Origin of the sequence: Arcanobacterium haemolyticum DSM 20595, from assembly GCF_000092365.1 — a bacterium.
GTDB lineage: Bacteria > Actinomycetota > Actinomycetes > Actinomycetales > Actinomycetaceae > Arcanobacterium > Arcanobacterium haemolyticum.
In genome coordinates, this window is sequence record NC_014218.1 from 955,311 (window position 1) to 971,550 (window position 16,240).

Here is a 16,240-nt window from a genome sequence, read left to right on the forward strand (position 1 = left end):
GTTAAGAGGGTAAATTCAGTTCTTAGAAGTATCGCATTTTTCCTGGCAAAAAACGTAGACTTGCCTATGTGGATTTGTTTGACTCAAGCGATACGAAACTAGAAAATCACGCACGTGCGCCACTGGCGGTACGTATGCGTCCGACGTCGTTATCGGACGTCGTGGGCCAAACTCACCTGCTCGGGCCAGGGCAACCTCTTCGGCAACTCATCGAACCGTCCCATGCAGGCGTGCCAAGTTCGGTGATCCTGTGGGGGCCTCCCGGAATTGGAAAAACAACCCTTGCCTATCTTATTGCTGGAACAAGCGGGCGAAACTTTGCCGAAATTTCTGCCGTCTCATCAGGCGTGGCGCAACTGCGCGAAAGTATCGCGCGCGCTAAAGACGAGCTTGCGATCACAGGAAAAGAAACCGTTCTCTTCGTGGATGAAGTCCACCGTTTTTCGAAGGCGCAACAAGACGCACTCTTACCGGCTGTTGAAAATGGTTGGGTTATCCTCGTGGCTGCAACTACAGAAAACCCCAGCTTTTCAGTAATTTCGCCACTACTTTCCCGATCGCTTCTCCTGTCCCTTCAACCACTCACGCGCTCAGATATCGCAACCCTCATCGATCGTGCGTTGAGTGACGAACGTGGATTCGGTGGAAACGTGACTCTCGAATCAGACGCTCGCGATCAGATCATCATGCTGGCAGGATCGGACGCCAGGCGAGCCCTCACCATCCTCGAAGCCTCCGCAAGTGCAGGAAATCGGCACATCAGTATCGAAGACGTGGAACGGGCAGTAGACGTCCATACGGTGCGTTACGATCGCAACGGAGATCAGCATTACGACGTGGTCTCGGCGTTCATCAAATCGATTCGCGGATCGGACGTAGATGCGGCCATGCACTACTTAGCACGTATGGTCGAAGCAGGGGAGGATCCGCGGTTTATTGCCCGCCGCCTCATGATTAGCGCCGCCGAAGATGTAGGGATGGCCGATCCTTCTGCGTTACAAACCGCTACTGCGGCCGCACAATCTGTGGCACTCGTAGGGATGCCTGAAGCACGAATCATCCTGGCAGAGGCCGTGGTTCACTTGGCAACAGCGCCAAAATCCAACCGTGCTTATCTCGCTATCAACAAAGCGCTGGCCGATGTGCGGGCTGGGAAAGTGGGGCCGGTACCTGTTCATTTGCGTGATCAGAGCGTTACTGCGTCGAAGATTTCTGCTCGCAGTACCGGGAAATATCGTGAATACGTGTACCCACATGACGATCCGAACGGGATTGTGAAACAGCAATACTTGCCAGACGATCTGGAATCTGTGCGGTATTACGAACCGTCACAGCGCGGTTTCGAGTCGCAAATCACGTCGCGACTCGACAGGATTAGGGCAGTTCTCGATTCATAGCCATGCTATCCTTGTGAAGTTGTGTTCACTCACAACACCCTGGGGCCTTAGCCAGAAAGGTTGGCCCCGCTTGGGAAACCAAGCGCTAATAATCGACAGGAGAATAATTATGGCAACTAATCGTGCCCGTAAGCTCGTGCGCCAGTCCCGTGCACTTGGTCTCGCTCTCACCCCAAAGGCAGAGCGCTACATGCAGCGTCGTCCATACCGTCCAGGCGAACATGGTCGTGGCCGCGTCAAGGAATCTGACTACTCGGTTCGTTTGAAGGAAAAGCAGCGTCTTCGCGCTCAGTACGGTATCCGTGAAGCTCAGCTTCGCAAGGTTTGGGATGAAGCACGCCGCACCGAAGGCATGTCCGGTGAGAACCTCGTTGAGCTTCTCGAAATGCGTCTCGATGCTCTCGTGCTCCGTGCAGGCTTTGCCCGCACCATCGCGCAGGCTCGCCAGGTTGTTGTTCACCGTCACATCCTCGTTGACGGCAAGCTCGTTGATCGCCCATCCTTCCGCGTGAAGCCAGGCCAGGTTGTCCAGGTCAAGCCACGCTCCCAGGCATCGGCACAGTTCCTCGCAGCTGCTCAGGGTCAGCACGCAGACGTTCTGCCAGCTGCTCCAGAGTACATGAAGGTTGAGCTTGAGAAGCTTCGCTTCGAACTCGTTCGCCGTCCAAAGCGTGCGGAAGTTCCAGTAACCTGTGACGTCCAGATGGTCGTCGAATTCTACTCTCGCTGATTGTAAGCGACATAAAGCGCGCCACGGCAAAAGCCGTGGCGCGCTTTATCACACCGGCGCGTGTGTGCGAGACACCGTAGAGACCGCTAAACTGATCGTTAGTATTGCCATAAACCATGGCAAGATCGTCGTAAGGAAAAATCACAATGCGCACTGCTGAGATTCGTCAACGCTGGTTGGACTACTTTGCTAAGCACAATCACCATATTGCTGAGTCCGTTTCGTTGATCTCTCCAGATCCATCGATCCTGTTCACTATCGCCGGTATGGTTCCTTTCACGCCATACATTATTGGTACCGAAAAGTCCCCACACCCGCGTATCGCTTCAGTGCAGAAGTGCATCCGCACAAACGATATTGATAACGTTGGCCGCACCACCCGCCACGGTACGTTCTTCCAGATGTGCGGGAACTTCTCCTTCGGTGATTATTTCAAGGAAGGCGCAATTGACCTTGCGTTCGGCTTGCTCACGTCATCTGTAGATGAAGGCGGCTACGGCCTTGAAAAGGACCGCCTGTGGGTAACGATCTGGGAGAAGGACGATGTTTCCTTCGATCACCTCACTAAGGTAATCGGCCTTAATCCACGTCATATTGTGAAGCTCAAGCGTGAAGAAATCTTCTGGTCTACCGGCCAGCCTGGTCCTGCAGGTTCCTGTGCAGAAATTCATTACGATCGTGGCCCGGAGTTTGGCCCAGAAGCAGTTGGCGGTACTGTTGATCCAGGCGGCGATCGCTACTTGGAAATCTGGAACCTGGTGTTTGATCAGTACCTCCGTGGTGAAGGCGAAGGCAAGAACTTCCCACTTCTTGGCGAACTCGAACAAACTGCCATCGATACAGGTGCTGGCCTAGAACGTATCGCTTACCTCTTGCAAGGTAAGAAGAATATGTACGAAATCGATGAAGTCTACCCAGTAATTCAAGCTACCGAACGTATTACGGGTAAGACGTATGGCGAAAATGATGAAGACGACATCCTTATGCGCGTGGTTGCCGATCACGTTCGTTCGTCGATGATGCTGATTGCGGATGGTGTGCGTCCAGGAAACGATGGCCGCGGCTACGTTCTACGCCGTCTGATCCGCCGCGCTGTTCGGTCCGTGCGGCTGCTTGGTTACACCGACGTTGCATACCCAGAATTGCTTCCAGTTACCAAGGACGCAATGAAGGATTCCTACCCAGTTCTTGAAGCTGAGTTTGATCGTATCTCTCAGATCGCTTACAACGAAGAACAGGCATTCCGCCGCACTCTTACTGCAGGTACACAGATCTTCGAACAAGCTGCTGCAGAAGCCAAGGAAGCTGGCATCCAGCTCCCAGGCGATGCCGCATTTACTTTGCATGACACCTATGGCTTCCCAATTGATTTGACTCTTGAAATGGCATCTGAAAAGGGTATTGCCGTTGATGAAGCTGGCTTCCGCCAGCTGATGCAGGAGCAAAAGGATCGTGCCCGCGCCGATGCTCAGGCAAAGAAGACAGGTCACGTTGATGCCACTGTTTACCACGAAATCCAGGCTAAGTCTGGCGGCGATACTCGTTTCTTGGGCTACACCGATTACGTTGCTGATGGCAAGGTCATAGGTATTTTGAAAGACGGTGTTTCGGTTCCAGCTGCAGAAGCACCAGCTGAAATTGACATCGTCCTTGATCAAACTCCATTCTGGGCAGAGCAAGGAGGTCAGCTTGCTGATCACGGCACTATCAGCGTTGCTGGCGGCGGCCTAGTTGATGTGACTGACGTACAGATGCCAGTGAAAGGCCTGTTCGTTCACCGTGGTACGTTGACTGAAGGATCGATTGCTCTGGATGATTCTGTCCGTTCCGCTATCGATATCCCACGCCGTGAACAAATCGCTCGTGCTCACACCGCAACCCACATGGTTCACAAGGCTCTTCACGAATACTTGGGGGAGCAGGCAACTCAGGCTGGCTCTGAGAATTCACCTTCTCGCCTCAGATTCGATTTCCGCCACGGTGAACAGGTGCCAACCACGATCCTTCACGATATCGAATCGCGTGTGAACGAACGTTTGCAAGATAACCTCACGGTAAGTGCAGAAGTTATGAACATCGAAGCTGCAAAGGCTTCTGGCGCTATGGCTCTCTTCGGGGAGAAATATGGCAATGATGTGCGCGTGGTGTCCATCGGCGGTGATTGGTCACGCGAACTGTGTGCGGGTACCCATGTGTCTGATTCTGGTGCGATTGGTCTTGTTACCGTTCTTGGCGAGTCATCCATTGGTTCAGGTGTACGCCGTATCGAAGCATTGGTTGGCCAAGGAGCATATGCTGCTGGTGCACGCGAACGCGCGTTACTCTCCCAACTTTCCACTTTGACTCACGTGCGGCCAGAAGAATTGCCAGAGCATATCGATACGCTTCTTAACCGTTTGAAGAATGCAGATAAGGAAATCTCTGCACTACGCAAGGAAAAGATGCTTTCCGCTATGGCATCCGTCTTGGAACAGCGCACTGATATCAACGGTATTGCTGTGATCACACACGATTTGGGTGATGTGGCGTCGGCAGATGACGTGCGTGTAGCTGTAATGGATCTTCGCGAACGCCTCGGTAGCACACCAGCAGTCGTGGCTCTCACTGGTGTTGCTAAGGAACGTCCGACTATCGTTATCGCAACAAACGACGCGGCACGCTCTAAGGGCATCAAGGCCGGTGCCTTGGTGTCTGTGGCAGCTAAGATCCTTGGCGGTGGCGGCGGCGGGAAGCCTGACATGGCTCAAGGCGGTGGCACGGATGTCACCCAGATCCCACACGCATTTGATGCCATCACTGCGGCGATTGCACAAGCCTGAAAGGTTCGTCCACACTGATGAGAATCGGAACGCGGATTGCGGTAGACGTTGGTGACGTCCGGGTTGGAGTAGCGCGGTGTGATACTGCAGGAATCCTTGCTACGCCAGTAGCAACGTATCGCCGTGAACGTGATGATTTCTCCTCCGTCATTGAGCTAGTTCGCGAAGCGGATGCTCTTGAAGTCATTGTTGGCCTCCCTCGGAATATGGACGGTTCCGAAGGGAAGTCAGCAAAGAATGCTCGCCGTTGGGCTAAACGCCTCGCGCGGCGTATTGCTCCAGTTCACGTTCGTATGGTTGACGAGCGTCTTACCACTGTTTCTGCGCACCAGATGCTTCACGAATCGGGGCGGAAAGAAATTAATCACCGAAGCGTTGTTGATCAAGTTGCAGCAGTTATCATTTTAGAAAGTGCCCTCGCGCAAGAGCGGACAACGGGTATGCCTCCAGGCGAGCTCGTCGAACTACAGGAGAAGTGAGTGTCAGAGGTTTTCACACAAACAGAGTTACGGCGGAAAAAGAACAATAAGGAACGGCGTGCTTATCACCGCAAGAAGCGAATTCGTTCCGCGATGGTGTTGTTCTTTACCTGTGTGTTAGTTGTTGCCGCAACAGTGGTTGCTGTTCCATACGTCAAGCAAGTACTGAATGCTCAAAACGTTGCAGATTTCCCAGGGCCGGGAACCGGCGAAGTACTCATTGAGATCCCTGAAGGATCAACTGGTACGACCATGGGTGAAATCTTGGCTGAAGCTAACGTCGTCGCTTCTTCACGTGCATTTATTGACGCATTTAAATCAGATCCACGATCCGCGTCGATCCAGCCTGGATCTTACAAGCTAAAGCTCAAGATGTCTGGACAGGGCGCTGTTTCAGCGTTGTTAGATCCGGCAAGCAAAGCTGAATTGAAGATCACGATTCCGGAAGGATTTGCCCAAGCACAGATTGTCGAACGTGTCGCGAATATTATGAACGTTCCTACGTCTGACGTAGAAGCCGTTCTTAAAGATCCAGCTCAGATCGGCCTTCCAGCGGAAGCAAATGGTCATCCAGAAGGATGGCTAGCTCCAGCAACCTACACCGTGGCTCCGAAAGCTACAGTAAAAGACATTCTTTCTGACATGGTAGCTAACCGCGTCAAAGGGCTAGAAAAAACAAAGATCCCCCGCGATCGGTGGCAACGTACGCTCATCGTGGCCTCGATCGTTGAACGTGAAGTTAACTGGCCTGATTACTATGGCCAAGTTGCTCGCATCATCGAAAACCGTTTGGTCGATACAAGCCAAGTCAACGGCAAACTCCAGATGGATTCCACCACAATGTATGGTGTTGGAAAGTTTGGTGGGATCCCAACTGAAGCCGAATTAAAGAACGACAACCCATACAACACCTATATTCATGCAGGGCTCCCGCCATATCCTATTTCAAACCCGAGCCAAGAAGTGATTGAAGCGTCGGCAAACCCCCCTGCAGGTGATTGGCTGTTCTTCGTCACCACAAATCTTGAAACCGGCGAAACCTTGTTTGCGAATAATATTGACGATCACTCTAAGAACGTTGAAATCCTTCGCAAGTGGTACGCCGATCACCAGAAGAACTAATGCGGCACGCAATTATAGGTGATGAATGGGAAGTACGTGTAGCATCACAGATTATTTCCGGGTGCGAACGTGCATCTTCTAGTGTTCACAATCTTCTCAATGACAGCGATATCCACTCGGTATGGGTGGCCAAGAATCCTATTCTTGGCCACCACGCTGATCTCTTAGACGGCATGGCGAAGATTGTTGGCATGTGCGATATTGTGGTCCGCCAGCCCACCGGTGCAACATCCCTCCTTGTTGGTTTTTCTGTTGCTTCACGCGCTCTTACTCCACTTGTTAGGCCGATGTTCACTCCGTCCTCCCGGATTGTCATTATCGGAGGCGGTTACATGGCTGCTAGCGCGGTCACATCGGCAGCGGAGCTTGGAGCACGCCAGATCGTCGTCGTCGCTGATCCCACCGGTGGTCCAGGAACGCCACTTGCGGTAGCCCACAAAATCGGAATCGAATGCGAAACGTTGCGCCCAGAAGAAATGCGGTTCGCAAAAACAGATATCGTCATCCATACGGAAGCCGCCACAGATGAGCGAATCCCACGCGATTCTTCGGTTCATAGCGATATTTTCCTCTACGAAACTCACCACGCACGTGAGCAGTACTGCACGTTCTGGGCGTGCTATCTGCGTGAAATGATACTCGTGGCTTCCGGGAAAGATACGCCGATCAATACGCTAACTGAGGCTGTGGATAACTTTCTTCGTTAAAGATACATGTTCTCTAAGCTGTTCGTATGGAACAACGTCACTGGAAAATCTCCTGTATTCTTGCGTTAATCTGTGCAACGATTGCAGGAATTATCGCACCAAATTACGTAACGCTTATCTGCGCAACACTCTTTTTCGGTCTGCTAACAGCCAATGCAGTCCACGATTACATAACCCAAACGCTTCTTGTATCGCTCACGCATGCAACCTTGTGTGTGGCGATTGCCCAAACACTGTGGAACTACGGTATTGAACCGGAACGATGGTTGAATATCGCCCTCATACTTACTGCCATCTGCGTGCCGTTATGGGCGATATCGCGGCTCTCACGTGGAGCGCTGATTGGAATGGGAGACGTCCGGCTCCTTGTCCCGCTCATTGTGTGGCACACCACAACTATTCTATACGTATTAATGCTTGCCGTTATCTCCGCAGGAATTGTCGCCACGGCAGGCCTTGTGTGTAAGGCGTTCACTAGGAATTCCACGATTCCGTTCGGGCCCTTCCTTGTGGGAAGCTCATGGGCGATCTGGGTGAGCATGAACGCCGTTTCTTTGACACAATTGTGTCTATGATGCGTTGGAGTAGTGCAGGCGAATCACACGGGCGGCACGTGATTGCTTTTATCGAAGGGATACCTGCCGGGGTAGAGGTATCCACTCACGAACTTGCGGAAGAATTGCGCCGGCGCCGCACAGGATATGGGCGTGGTGCCCGCCAACAATTTGAACAAGACGAATGCACGTTTATTTCTGGAGTGCGCCACGGTCGCACTCTAGGCAGCCCGATCGCCATCGAAATCCATAATTCAGAATGGCCCAAGTGGGAAGCAGTGATGAACCCTGATCCGGTTGCACCTGCAGAACTCTACAAATCTACCGGGCGTGGGGATAGTAAAGAGCTTGCCCGCAACGCCCGCCTCACCAGGCCACGCCCTGGCCACGCTGACTACGCAGGCGTGCAAAAGTTCGGATTTTCGGATATTCGCAACGTTCTTGAACGCGCATCGGCCCGCGAAACGGTGGCTCGCGTAGCGGCAGGTTACGTGGCAAAAAAATTTCTGGCACAGGTAGCGGATATTGCTATTGCGGGACACGTGGTAGAAGTGGGATCGGAGCAGGCGGCCACCGCCCACCCCATTGTTCTCCGCGATCGCCCACAAATCGAAGAATCGTCTGTTCGCTGTGCAGATCCGGCCGTTGCGGCCCGCTTCATTGCGGAAATTGATGCTGCGAAAAGCGCCGGCGATACACTTGGCGGCGTGGTAGAGGTTGTTGCTTGGAATGTGCCGGTGGGAGTGGGCACATACACGGTGTGGAGAGATCGTCTCGATTCGCGCCTGGCCGCCTCGCTCATGTCCATACCTGCCGTTAAAGGTGTAGAGATCGGTGACGGTTTCGCATCGGCCCGCCGCCGCGGGAGCGCAGCCCACGATCACATCACTCGCACCCCACAAGGCATTGAACGCCCCACCAACCACGCTGGTGGGATCGAAGGCGGAATGAGCAATGGCGAACCGATCGTTGCCCGAATTGCGGTGAAGCCGATTGCCACAGTTCCGCGGGCCTTGCGCACAGTAGATCTATCTACCGGAGAAGAATCTACAGCAATCCACCAGCGCTCAGATACCACGGCGGTAGTGCCTGCAGCTGTTATTGCAGAAGCGATGATGGCACTCACGCTGGCGGAAGCCGTATTGGAGCGATCAGCGGGGGATCAGGTGGCAGACGTCCGTGCGCACTACGATCTTTTCGCCCGTTCGCAGCAACCGGACTGGCAAGGGGTGAAATAATGACGTTAACGGCCATTTTTGTGGGTCTGCCTGGCGCGGGGAAATCTACGGTGGGACGAATCGTGGCCAACCGCTTGCATCAGCCGTTTATTGATTCTGACCGGTTGATTGTGCAGAAAGCCGGGATGTCGATTAGTGATATTTTTTCGTCGTATGGGGAGCGGTTTTTCCGGGAACTAGAGCATGAGGTGATTGCGGAGGCGTGCGCGAACCGCCGTGGCATTTTGTCTCTTGGCGGTGGGGCGTTGTTGGATCCTCGTACGCGTGCGTTGCTGATTGGCGAACGGGTTATTTTTATTGATGTTGAGGATTCGGTTTTGGTGCGTCGCCTGCGCCGTTCGCGTACGGTTCGGCCGGCCTTGGGGAAGAACATTGGGCAGTCGGTTGCGCAGCTTCGGCGCAAGCGGATTGGTTTTTATTACGAGGTTGCGTCTGACGTTGTTGTATCTGACGATCGGGGGATCAATATGGTTGTGGGGCGTGCGTTGGATAAGATTTCGTCTCCGCTCAGCACGGTGCCGGTGATGGCTGATCCTGGATATAATGTGGTGATTGGTTACGATGTTGTGCAAAAGATTGTTCGTGCGGCTCATCCTGCGTCGAAGGTGCTGTTGGTACATAGCCCGAACGTGACGAGTTTCGTTAGCCGTATCGATGAGTTGTTAAGCGTGTCAGGCCTGTCCACACACGCATTTGAGGTTCCTGACGGGGAAGCTGCGAAGTCTTTGTCTGTTGTGGAGCGGCTGTGGAATGTGGCAGGGGATCTTCATCTTGGACGTGATTGTGTTGTGGTTGCGGTTGGTGGTGGTGCCACGACTGACGTGGCGGGTTTCTTCGCGTCCACGTGGATGCGTGGTGTGCGGCTGATTTCTGTTCCGACTACGTTGTTGGGAATGGTGGATGCTGCGGTTGGGGGTAAGACTGCGATTAACACGAGTTCTGGCAAGAATTTGGTGGGGACGTTTTGGACTCCGTCGCACGTGTTTTGCGATATTGACGTGCTGAGTTCGTTGCCTGAAGCGGAGGTGGCGAGTGGGCTGGCAGAAGTGGCGAAGTGCGGTTTTATTGCAGATTCGGAGATTATTTCTGCGCTTGATTCTTCTCCGCTTGATTTCCATGATTTAATTCGTCGTGCGGTTGCGGTGAAGGCTCGCATCGTGGGCGAGGACCTGCGTGAGTCTGGCGTGCGTGAGTTGCTTAATTATGGGCATACGCTTGGGCATGCGATTGAGAAGGTGGAGAATTTTTCGTGGAAGCATGGTGCCGCGGTGTCGGTTGGCTGTGTGTTTGCGGCAGCGCTTTCAGTAGCGGCAGGTTTTGCTCAACCGCGTTTTATTGAGGAGCATCGGCGTATTCTTGTGTCGTTGGGTTTACCGGTAACGTATTCGGCTGCGAAGCGTGAGGAAGTTGAGCGTGCGATGCTTGCAGACAAGAAGGTGCGAGCTGGCGTGTTGCGTTTCGTGGTGGTGGACGAATCGCAGACTATGCGTGTGGTGAACCCCAGCCCGCAAATGCTTGATTTTGCGTGGGAGCAGATTAGTTTATGACGAGCGTTGTTGTTATTGGCGCAGATGGGGCTGGCAAGAGTAGCGTATTGCGCGTGTTGGAAACGTATGGGTTTTTAACCGCCGACGTCGATTCTCTCGTTGCCTATGAACTTGTGGTTTCGCCAGAGGATATGTTTTTGGAGGTTCCGTCGGAACAACGTCGCGCATGTGCTCGCAGGGTCGCGTGTGATCTTTTGGCAGATATTCGCGCTGATCGTGAGACGCGTTTCGCGGTTGCGTTACCTGCCGATTTTTGTGACGACGTCGAACTGGAAGCTATATGCGATTCGCTGCGAAAATGTGAGCACGTGGTTTTTCTTCATGTCCGGGCTTCAGTTGATGTGCTTATGAGGCGACTGGGGATGTTTGGGCCGCGGGTGACGAACGTTGTGTTGCCTCGAAAAGAGCTGTCGATTCGGCTTGAAGAACGATTGCCGCGATATGAGGAATATGCGGACTTTGACTTTGATACAAGCAGGTTTGAGTTATCAGATCTGGAAAAAGAACTAGCCAATCGCGTAATCATGCTCATAAATACGGGTTCTTAGGCAAGTCAGTGAAGAAAAACCGCTAAAATCCAAGAGGAATCATTGACGCTAAAGATTGGATTAACGTGGCAACCACAAACGATCTCAAGAACGGCATGGTGCTAAAGATTGACAACCAGCTCTGGCAGGTTGTGGAATTCCAGCATGTCAAGCCGGGCAAGGGCCCAGCATTCGTTCGTACGAAGCTCAAGAATGTCTTGTCCGGCAAGAACGTTGATAAGACGTTCAACGCAGGTGTGAAGGTTGAGACTGCAACGGTTGATCGCCGTGACATGCAGTACCTCTACAACGATGGCACCGATTTCATTTTCATGGATCTGGATACCTACGAACAGCTTCCTGTGACCGCTGAAGTGGTTGGCACTGCAAAGAACTTTATGTTGGAGAACTCTAACGCAATCGTGGCTATGCATGAAGGCACAGTCCTCTTTATTGAGCTCCCAGCATCGGTTGTTCTTGAAGTTACCTACACCGAACCAGGCCTCCAGGGCGATCGTTCGAACTCTGGCACCAAGCCAGCTACCGTGGAAACCGGTTACGAACTTCAGGTTCCGCTCTTCCTTGACCAGGGTACCAAGATCAAGGTTGATACCCGCACCGGTGAGTACATCAACCGCGCCTGATGAGTAACGAAGAACGTACACAACAGCGGCGGAATAACGGCCGGAAGGGCCGCTCGCTGCAGCGCCAGCGTGCGCTCGATGTCCTCTACGAAGCTGACGTACGTGGAGCAGAACATGATCTTGCATCTTTGCTTGAAGAACGTTCACAGCTCTCGCCATCACAGCAGCCAATCCAAAAGTATGGTCAACTCATTGTGAGCACCTACGCCGAATGGGCAGATGATGTTGATTCGATGATCGAAGCAGCATCGCCTCAATGGGCACTGGCACGTATGAGCGTTGTTGATCGTAACTTGTTGCGTATTGGCGCAACTGAGCTCATGTATCTTGATGTTCCAACTGCTATCGTGGTGAAGGAAATTACGGCGCTTGTTCGAGATTTCTCCACTGATAAAGCCGTTGGATTCACGATGGGCGTGCTGAATCGGATTGCAGAAATCCGTTCGGAAGAAACATCTGGACGTGACACATCGGAATAATATCCGAGCTTTTTACCATGGGGTCCATGCCACATGATATGTGGTGTGGGCCCTCATGTTTTATTCTTTGGGTGGTTCCTTGAGAAAGTTCTCAAAAATTCGTCTGAGGAGTTTTGCGATTTTGGCACTTTCTGCCACCAATGCGAGTTAGACTACGTTTATTGCATTATATGTCTCCTCACACAAAGGTGGTAAATAGATATGGTAGTTCCACATCTGACCCGGGAACAGCGCGTTAAGGCTCTCGCGAAGGCGGGTCAGGCCCGGCTACGTCGCGCTGAATTGAAGCAGGAAATTAAAGAAGGAAAGCTAACTTTGCGTGACGTTTTTGACGTTGCGGGGGATGATGAAGCTATCGCACGTATGAAGGTAAAAGATCTCCTGATTGCTTTCCCGCGCATTGGGGAAACCAAGACGCATGCGATTATGGAAAAGATCGGTATTGCTCAGAGTCGTCGAATTGGCGGGTTAGGGCACCGCCAGCGCACCGCTTTGCTTGAACGGCTTGGGTGAACGATCACACCAGAGTCGTATATTTATCGAAAGCGTGAAAGATCTGGCACCATAGAACACATGACTCAGATTCACGGACAAGCTTTCGTTGTATGTGGCCCCACTGCTGTTGGTAAGGGAACGGTCCTTAAGGAAGTTCTCGCACAGGATTCGGGCTTGTGGTATTCGGTTTCTGCAACTACCCGGGCGCCTCGCCCAGGGGAAATCGATGGGGTTCACTACTACTTTGTCACGCCAGAAAAATTTGATGAACTCGTTGCTACTGGTGGGATGCTTGAATGGGCCGTTGTGCACAAGATCCATCGCTATGGAACTCCGCGCCAGCCTGTTGAAGAAGCAATGGCTGCCGGCAAGAACGTCATTCTTGAGCTTGATCTTGATGGTGCACGCCAAGTCCGTAAGGCAATGCCAGAAGCGCGTCAGGTTTTCATCGCTCCACCGTCATGGGAAGAACTAGAAGGCCGCCTGAAAGGGCGCGCTACCGAATCTGAAGAAGAACAGCATCGCAGGCTAGATACCGCGCGTACTGAACTCGCAGCCCAAGATGAATTCGATGACGTGATCGTGAACGATACAGTGGCTAATGCCACCGCGGCGCTACTGAGTATTCTTACCAGTTCCGCGGTAAAATAATCATCTGTATAAGAACCGGCCGATCCACTTGTAGAAGAGGTACACATGTCTGGAACAACCGCCAACCCAGAGGGTATTACGTCCCCGGCAATCGACAACCTGTTAGAGAAGGTCGATTCCAAGTACACGTTGGCTGTTTTCGGTGCAGCTCGTGCACGTCAGATTAACTCCTACCGTCAGGAACTCAAGTCTGGCGATGGCAACATCACCAGCATCGGTCCACTCGTTCAGTCTTCTCCAGAAGATAAGCCACTCTCGGTTGCGCTTCAAGAAGTTGCTGACGATAAGCTGAAGTTCACACGCGAGTAACATGAACTCACATCTTAGTGAACGAGCCTCCCAATCGGGAGGCTTGTCTCATGCCCAGCCACGAGTACTCTTTGGGGTTACTGGTGGCATTGCCGCATATAAAGCAGTTACAGCAGTGCGTAGATTACGCCAGTGGGGCGCCAACGTCGTCGTCGTCCCAACTCATGCGGCACTGGACATGGTGGGGAAAACAACGTGGGAAGCGATCTCTGGAAACCCAGTTCACGTGGATATTCCAGAAGAAGCTCACGCGGTTGTTCACGTGAATACGGGAGCGCAAGCGGATCTGTTCGTCGTCGCTCCAGGTACAGCACACACCATCGCGAAACTCGCACACGGTTTAGCCGATAATCTCCTTACAGCATCGGCGCTTGTGGCAACCTGCCCACGGCTCATCGCGCCTGCCATGCACACCCAAATGTGGGAACATCCAGCAACCCAAGAAAATATCGCAACGCTCGTCCGCCACGGATGGTCACTCATCGGCCCGGCAAACGGGCAGCTCACGGGCTCAGATTCAGGTATCGGACGGATGGAAGAACCTGAAAATATCGCGCATGAAGCGATCGCGATGCTCGAAAAACTCGGTTTTAACGCGGCTGGCACCCCAGAAAATACTGGTTTAACCTGGGTTATTTCCGCAGGAGGAACCCACGAAGCAATCGATCCGGTACGTTACATTGGCAACCATTCGTCAGGACTCATGGGAGTCCATATTGCCAACGCGGCCCGGGCGTGCGGGCATAACGTTACGCTCGTGGCGGCAAATATCACTTCCACGGTACTGGAGAAATGTGCGCCTGGCGTCATGATCGTTCCTGTCACAAGTGCACGTGACGTCCATGAAACGATGGATCACTACGCACATGCCGCGAACGTGATCGTAATGGCCGCAGCTATCAGCGATTATCGGGTGGTAGAATCCGCAACCAAAATTAAACGCGGGGGAGAACTCACCTTGCACCTCGAACCAAACCCGGATATCTTGCACGACCTCGCCACAAACCGGCGTCACCCTGGCCAGTGTGTTGTTGGCTTCGCAGCAGAAACAGGGGACAACACCACGTCCTACCTGGACTACGGCAAACAAAAAGCACGCCGCAAGGGAGCAGATCTGCTGGTGATCAATAAAGTTGGGGGAGGCGACGGTTTTGGCGATGTTGCCACAACTGTCACGATTGTCACCTCAAACGCTACTGAAGAAGGCTCGTTCTCTGGAACAAAAATCCGGGTAGCACAGAAAATCGTCGAAACAATTGAACGTCTATCACATAACGGCACACAGAAAGAAGAACGTCCATGACTTTACAGCCATTCACCTCGGAATCAGTCACAGAAGGACATCCAGACAAAGTCTGTGACAAGATCGCAGATTCAATTCTTGACGCAATTCTTGCGCAGGATCCACACTCGCGTGTGGCGGTAGAAACGATGGTCACAACCGGACTTGTCCATGTAGCTGGCGAAGTCACCACTGAAGGATACGTAGAGATTCCAGAAATCGTCCGGGCAGTTGTAAACGAAATCGGCTACACGTCTTCTTCTATTGGCTTCGATGGTTCTTCATGCGGTATCTCCGCTTCTATTGATCAGCAATCGCCAGATATTGCGGGTTCTGTTGATACCTCGTTGGAAGTTCGTAGCGGGGCTGCTGTGGATGCGCTCGATCAGCAAGGCGCTGGCGATCAAGGGCTTATGTTCGGTTTTGCATCGAATGAAACCGAAACGTTGATGCCGTTGCCGATTTTCTTGTCTCACCGGCTGTCTGAGCGTCTTTCTGAGGTGCGTAAGCAGGGCATCGTTGCCGGGTTGCGCCCGGACGGCAAGACTCAGGTCACGGTGAACTATGACGGCGTTACTCCGGTGAGCATCGATACGGTGGTTGTGTCTACTCAGCACGATCCACAGATCACGCTGGAAGAACTCCAAAAAGCGATCATCGAACACGTGATTACCCCTGTGTTGTCCCAGTATGCAGGCAATGTTGCGTGGGATAGCGTGACCTTCTTGGTGAACCCTTCTGGCCGTTTCGAAATCGGTGGCCCAATGGGTGACGCGGGCGTGACTGGCCGCAAGATCATCGTAGATACCTACGGCGGTATGGCACGCCACGGTGGTGGTGCATTCTCTGGTAAGGATCCATCGAAGGTTGACAGGTCTGCGTCGTATGCGGCCCGTTGGGTAGCGAAGAACGTGGTGGCAGCGCAGCTTGCTGATCGTTGCGAGGTTCAGGTTGCGTATGCGATTGGCCGTGCACGCCCAGTTTCAGTGCGTGTTGAAACCTTTGGTACGAACCACGTTGACGAATCCGTGATTGCCGATGCCGTGAAGTCAGTGTTCGATTTGCGTCCGGCTGCGATTATTCGCGATCTGGATTTGTTGCGTCCGATTTACGCGTTAACCTCGAACTATGGTCACTTTGGCCGCGAGCTTGACGAATTCACGTGGGAAAAGACTGATCGCGTAGAACAACTTCGGGTTGCCGCTGGTTTGTGAATCGGTGACGCGGGCACGCAAGGCGTAGCCGCGTCACCAAACTGTG

17 protein-coding genes are annotated in these 16,240 nt (G+C 52.9%); all 17 read left to right on the forward strand.

All coding sequences use genetic code 11. From position 1 onward, the window contains the following. Positions 1-68 precede the first annotated feature (68 nt). The 17 genes from ARCH_RS04270 (at position 69) to metK (ending at position 16,194) form a co-directional block, all read left to right on the forward strand. Positions 69-1,397 (forward strand): replication-associated recombination protein A, encoded by a 1,329-nt coding sequence (locus ARCH_RS04270; protein WP_013170062.1) that lies wholly within the window; start codon positions 69-71, stop codon positions 1,395-1,397. Between the two features lie 109 nt (positions 1,398-1,506). After that, positions 1,507-2,127: a 30S ribosomal protein S4 gene (gene rpsD, locus ARCH_RS04275; RefSeq protein ID WP_013170063.1), complete on the forward strand. Its 621-nt coding sequence runs from the start codon at positions 1,507-1,509 to the stop codon at positions 2,125-2,127. A gap of 146 nt (positions 2,128-2,273) precedes the next feature. Next, positions 2,274-4,946 (forward strand): alanine--tRNA ligase, encoded by a 2,673-nt coding sequence (gene alaS, locus ARCH_RS04280; RefSeq protein ID WP_013170064.1) that lies wholly within the window; start codon positions 2,274-2,276, stop codon positions 4,944-4,946. 17 nt (positions 4,947-4,963) lie between these two features. Beyond that, positions 4,964-5,425 (forward strand): Holliday junction resolvase RuvX, encoded by a 462-nt coding sequence (ruvX, locus tag ARCH_RS04285; RefSeq protein ID WP_013170065.1) that lies wholly within the window; start codon positions 4,964-4,966, stop codon positions 5,423-5,425. Further along, positions 5,426-6,547, forward strand: coding sequence for an endolytic transglycosylase MltG (gene mltG, locus ARCH_RS04290; RefSeq protein ID WP_013170066.1), 1,122 nt, complete (start codon positions 5,426-5,428; stop codon positions 6,545-6,547). Further along, on the forward strand, positions 6,547-7,254 hold the full coding sequence (locus tag ARCH_RS04295; protein ID WP_013170067.1) for a Rossmann-fold NAD(P)-binding domain-containing protein: 708 nt from the start codon (positions 6,547-6,549) through the stop codon (positions 7,252-7,254). Before mltG ends, ARCH_RS04295 begins: the two co-directional genes overlap by 1 nt. Positions 7,255-7,280: 26 nt before the next feature. Continuing rightward, the gene (locus tag ARCH_RS04300) at positions 7,281-7,829 is read left to right on the forward strand and encodes a prepilin peptidase (protein ID WP_013170068.1); all 549 of its coding nucleotides are present in this window, start codon (positions 7,281-7,283) and stop codon (positions 7,827-7,829) included. Continuing rightward, positions 7,826-9,046: a chorismate synthase gene (gene aroC / locus ARCH_RS04305; protein WP_041640363.1), complete on the forward strand. Its 1,221-nt coding sequence runs from the start codon at positions 7,826-7,828 to the stop codon at positions 9,044-9,046. The genes ARCH_RS04300 and aroC overlap by 4 nt, the downstream gene beginning before the upstream one ends. Then, positions 9,046-10,593, forward strand: a complete 1,548-nt coding sequence (gene aroB, locus ARCH_RS04310; protein WP_013170070.1) for a 3-dehydroquinate synthase — start codon at positions 9,046-9,048, stop codon at positions 10,591-10,593. Before aroC ends, aroB begins: the two co-directional genes overlap by 1 nt. Beyond that, positions 10,590-11,141: a nucleoside/nucleotide kinase family protein gene (locus ARCH_RS04315; RefSeq protein WP_013170071.1), complete on the forward strand. Its 552-nt coding sequence runs from the start codon at positions 10,590-10,592 to the stop codon at positions 11,139-11,141. The genes aroB and ARCH_RS04315 overlap by 4 nt, the downstream gene beginning before the upstream one ends. Before the next feature lie 65 nt (positions 11,142-11,206). Further along, complete coding sequence (gene efp / locus ARCH_RS04320; RefSeq protein WP_013170072.1) at positions 11,207-11,764, forward strand: elongation factor P; 558 nt, start codon at positions 11,207-11,209, stop codon at positions 11,762-11,764. Next, on the forward strand, positions 11,764-12,243 hold the full coding sequence (nusB, locus tag ARCH_RS04325; RefSeq protein ID WP_013170073.1) for a transcription antitermination factor NusB: 480 nt from the start codon (positions 11,764-11,766) through the stop codon (positions 12,241-12,243). Before efp ends, nusB begins: the two co-directional genes overlap by 1 nt. Positions 12,244-12,444: 201 nt before the next feature. Further along, on the forward strand, positions 12,445-12,756 hold the full coding sequence (gene mihF, locus ARCH_RS04330) for an integration host factor, actinobacterial type (RefSeq protein WP_013170074.1): 312 nt from the start codon (positions 12,445-12,447) through the stop codon (positions 12,754-12,756). Positions 12,757-12,816: 60 nt separating this feature from the next. Beyond that, a complete protein-coding gene (gene gmk / locus ARCH_RS04335; protein WP_013170075.1) occupies positions 12,817-13,389 on the forward strand; it encodes a guanylate kinase in 573 nt (190 codons plus the stop codon). A gap of 45 nt (positions 13,390-13,434) precedes the next feature. Further along, the gene (gene rpoZ, locus ARCH_RS04340) at positions 13,435-13,698 is read left to right on the forward strand and encodes a DNA-directed RNA polymerase subunit omega (RefSeq protein ID WP_013170076.1); all 264 of its coding nucleotides are present in this window, start codon (positions 13,435-13,437) and stop codon (positions 13,696-13,698) included. 1 nt (position 13,699) lies between these two features. Further along, the gene (coaBC, locus tag ARCH_RS04345; RefSeq protein ID WP_013170077.1) at positions 13,700-15,001 is read left to right on the forward strand and encodes a bifunctional phosphopantothenoylcysteine decarboxylase/phosphopantothenate--cysteine ligase CoaBC; all 1,302 of its coding nucleotides are present in this window, start codon (positions 13,700-13,702) and stop codon (positions 14,999-15,001) included. Next, positions 14,998-16,194: a methionine adenosyltransferase gene (gene metK / locus ARCH_RS04350; RefSeq protein ID WP_013170078.1), complete on the forward strand. Its 1,197-nt coding sequence runs from the start codon at positions 14,998-15,000 to the stop codon at positions 16,192-16,194. The genes coaBC and metK overlap by 4 nt, the downstream gene beginning before the upstream one ends. The last annotated feature ends 46 nt before the right edge of the window (positions 16,195-16,240 follow it).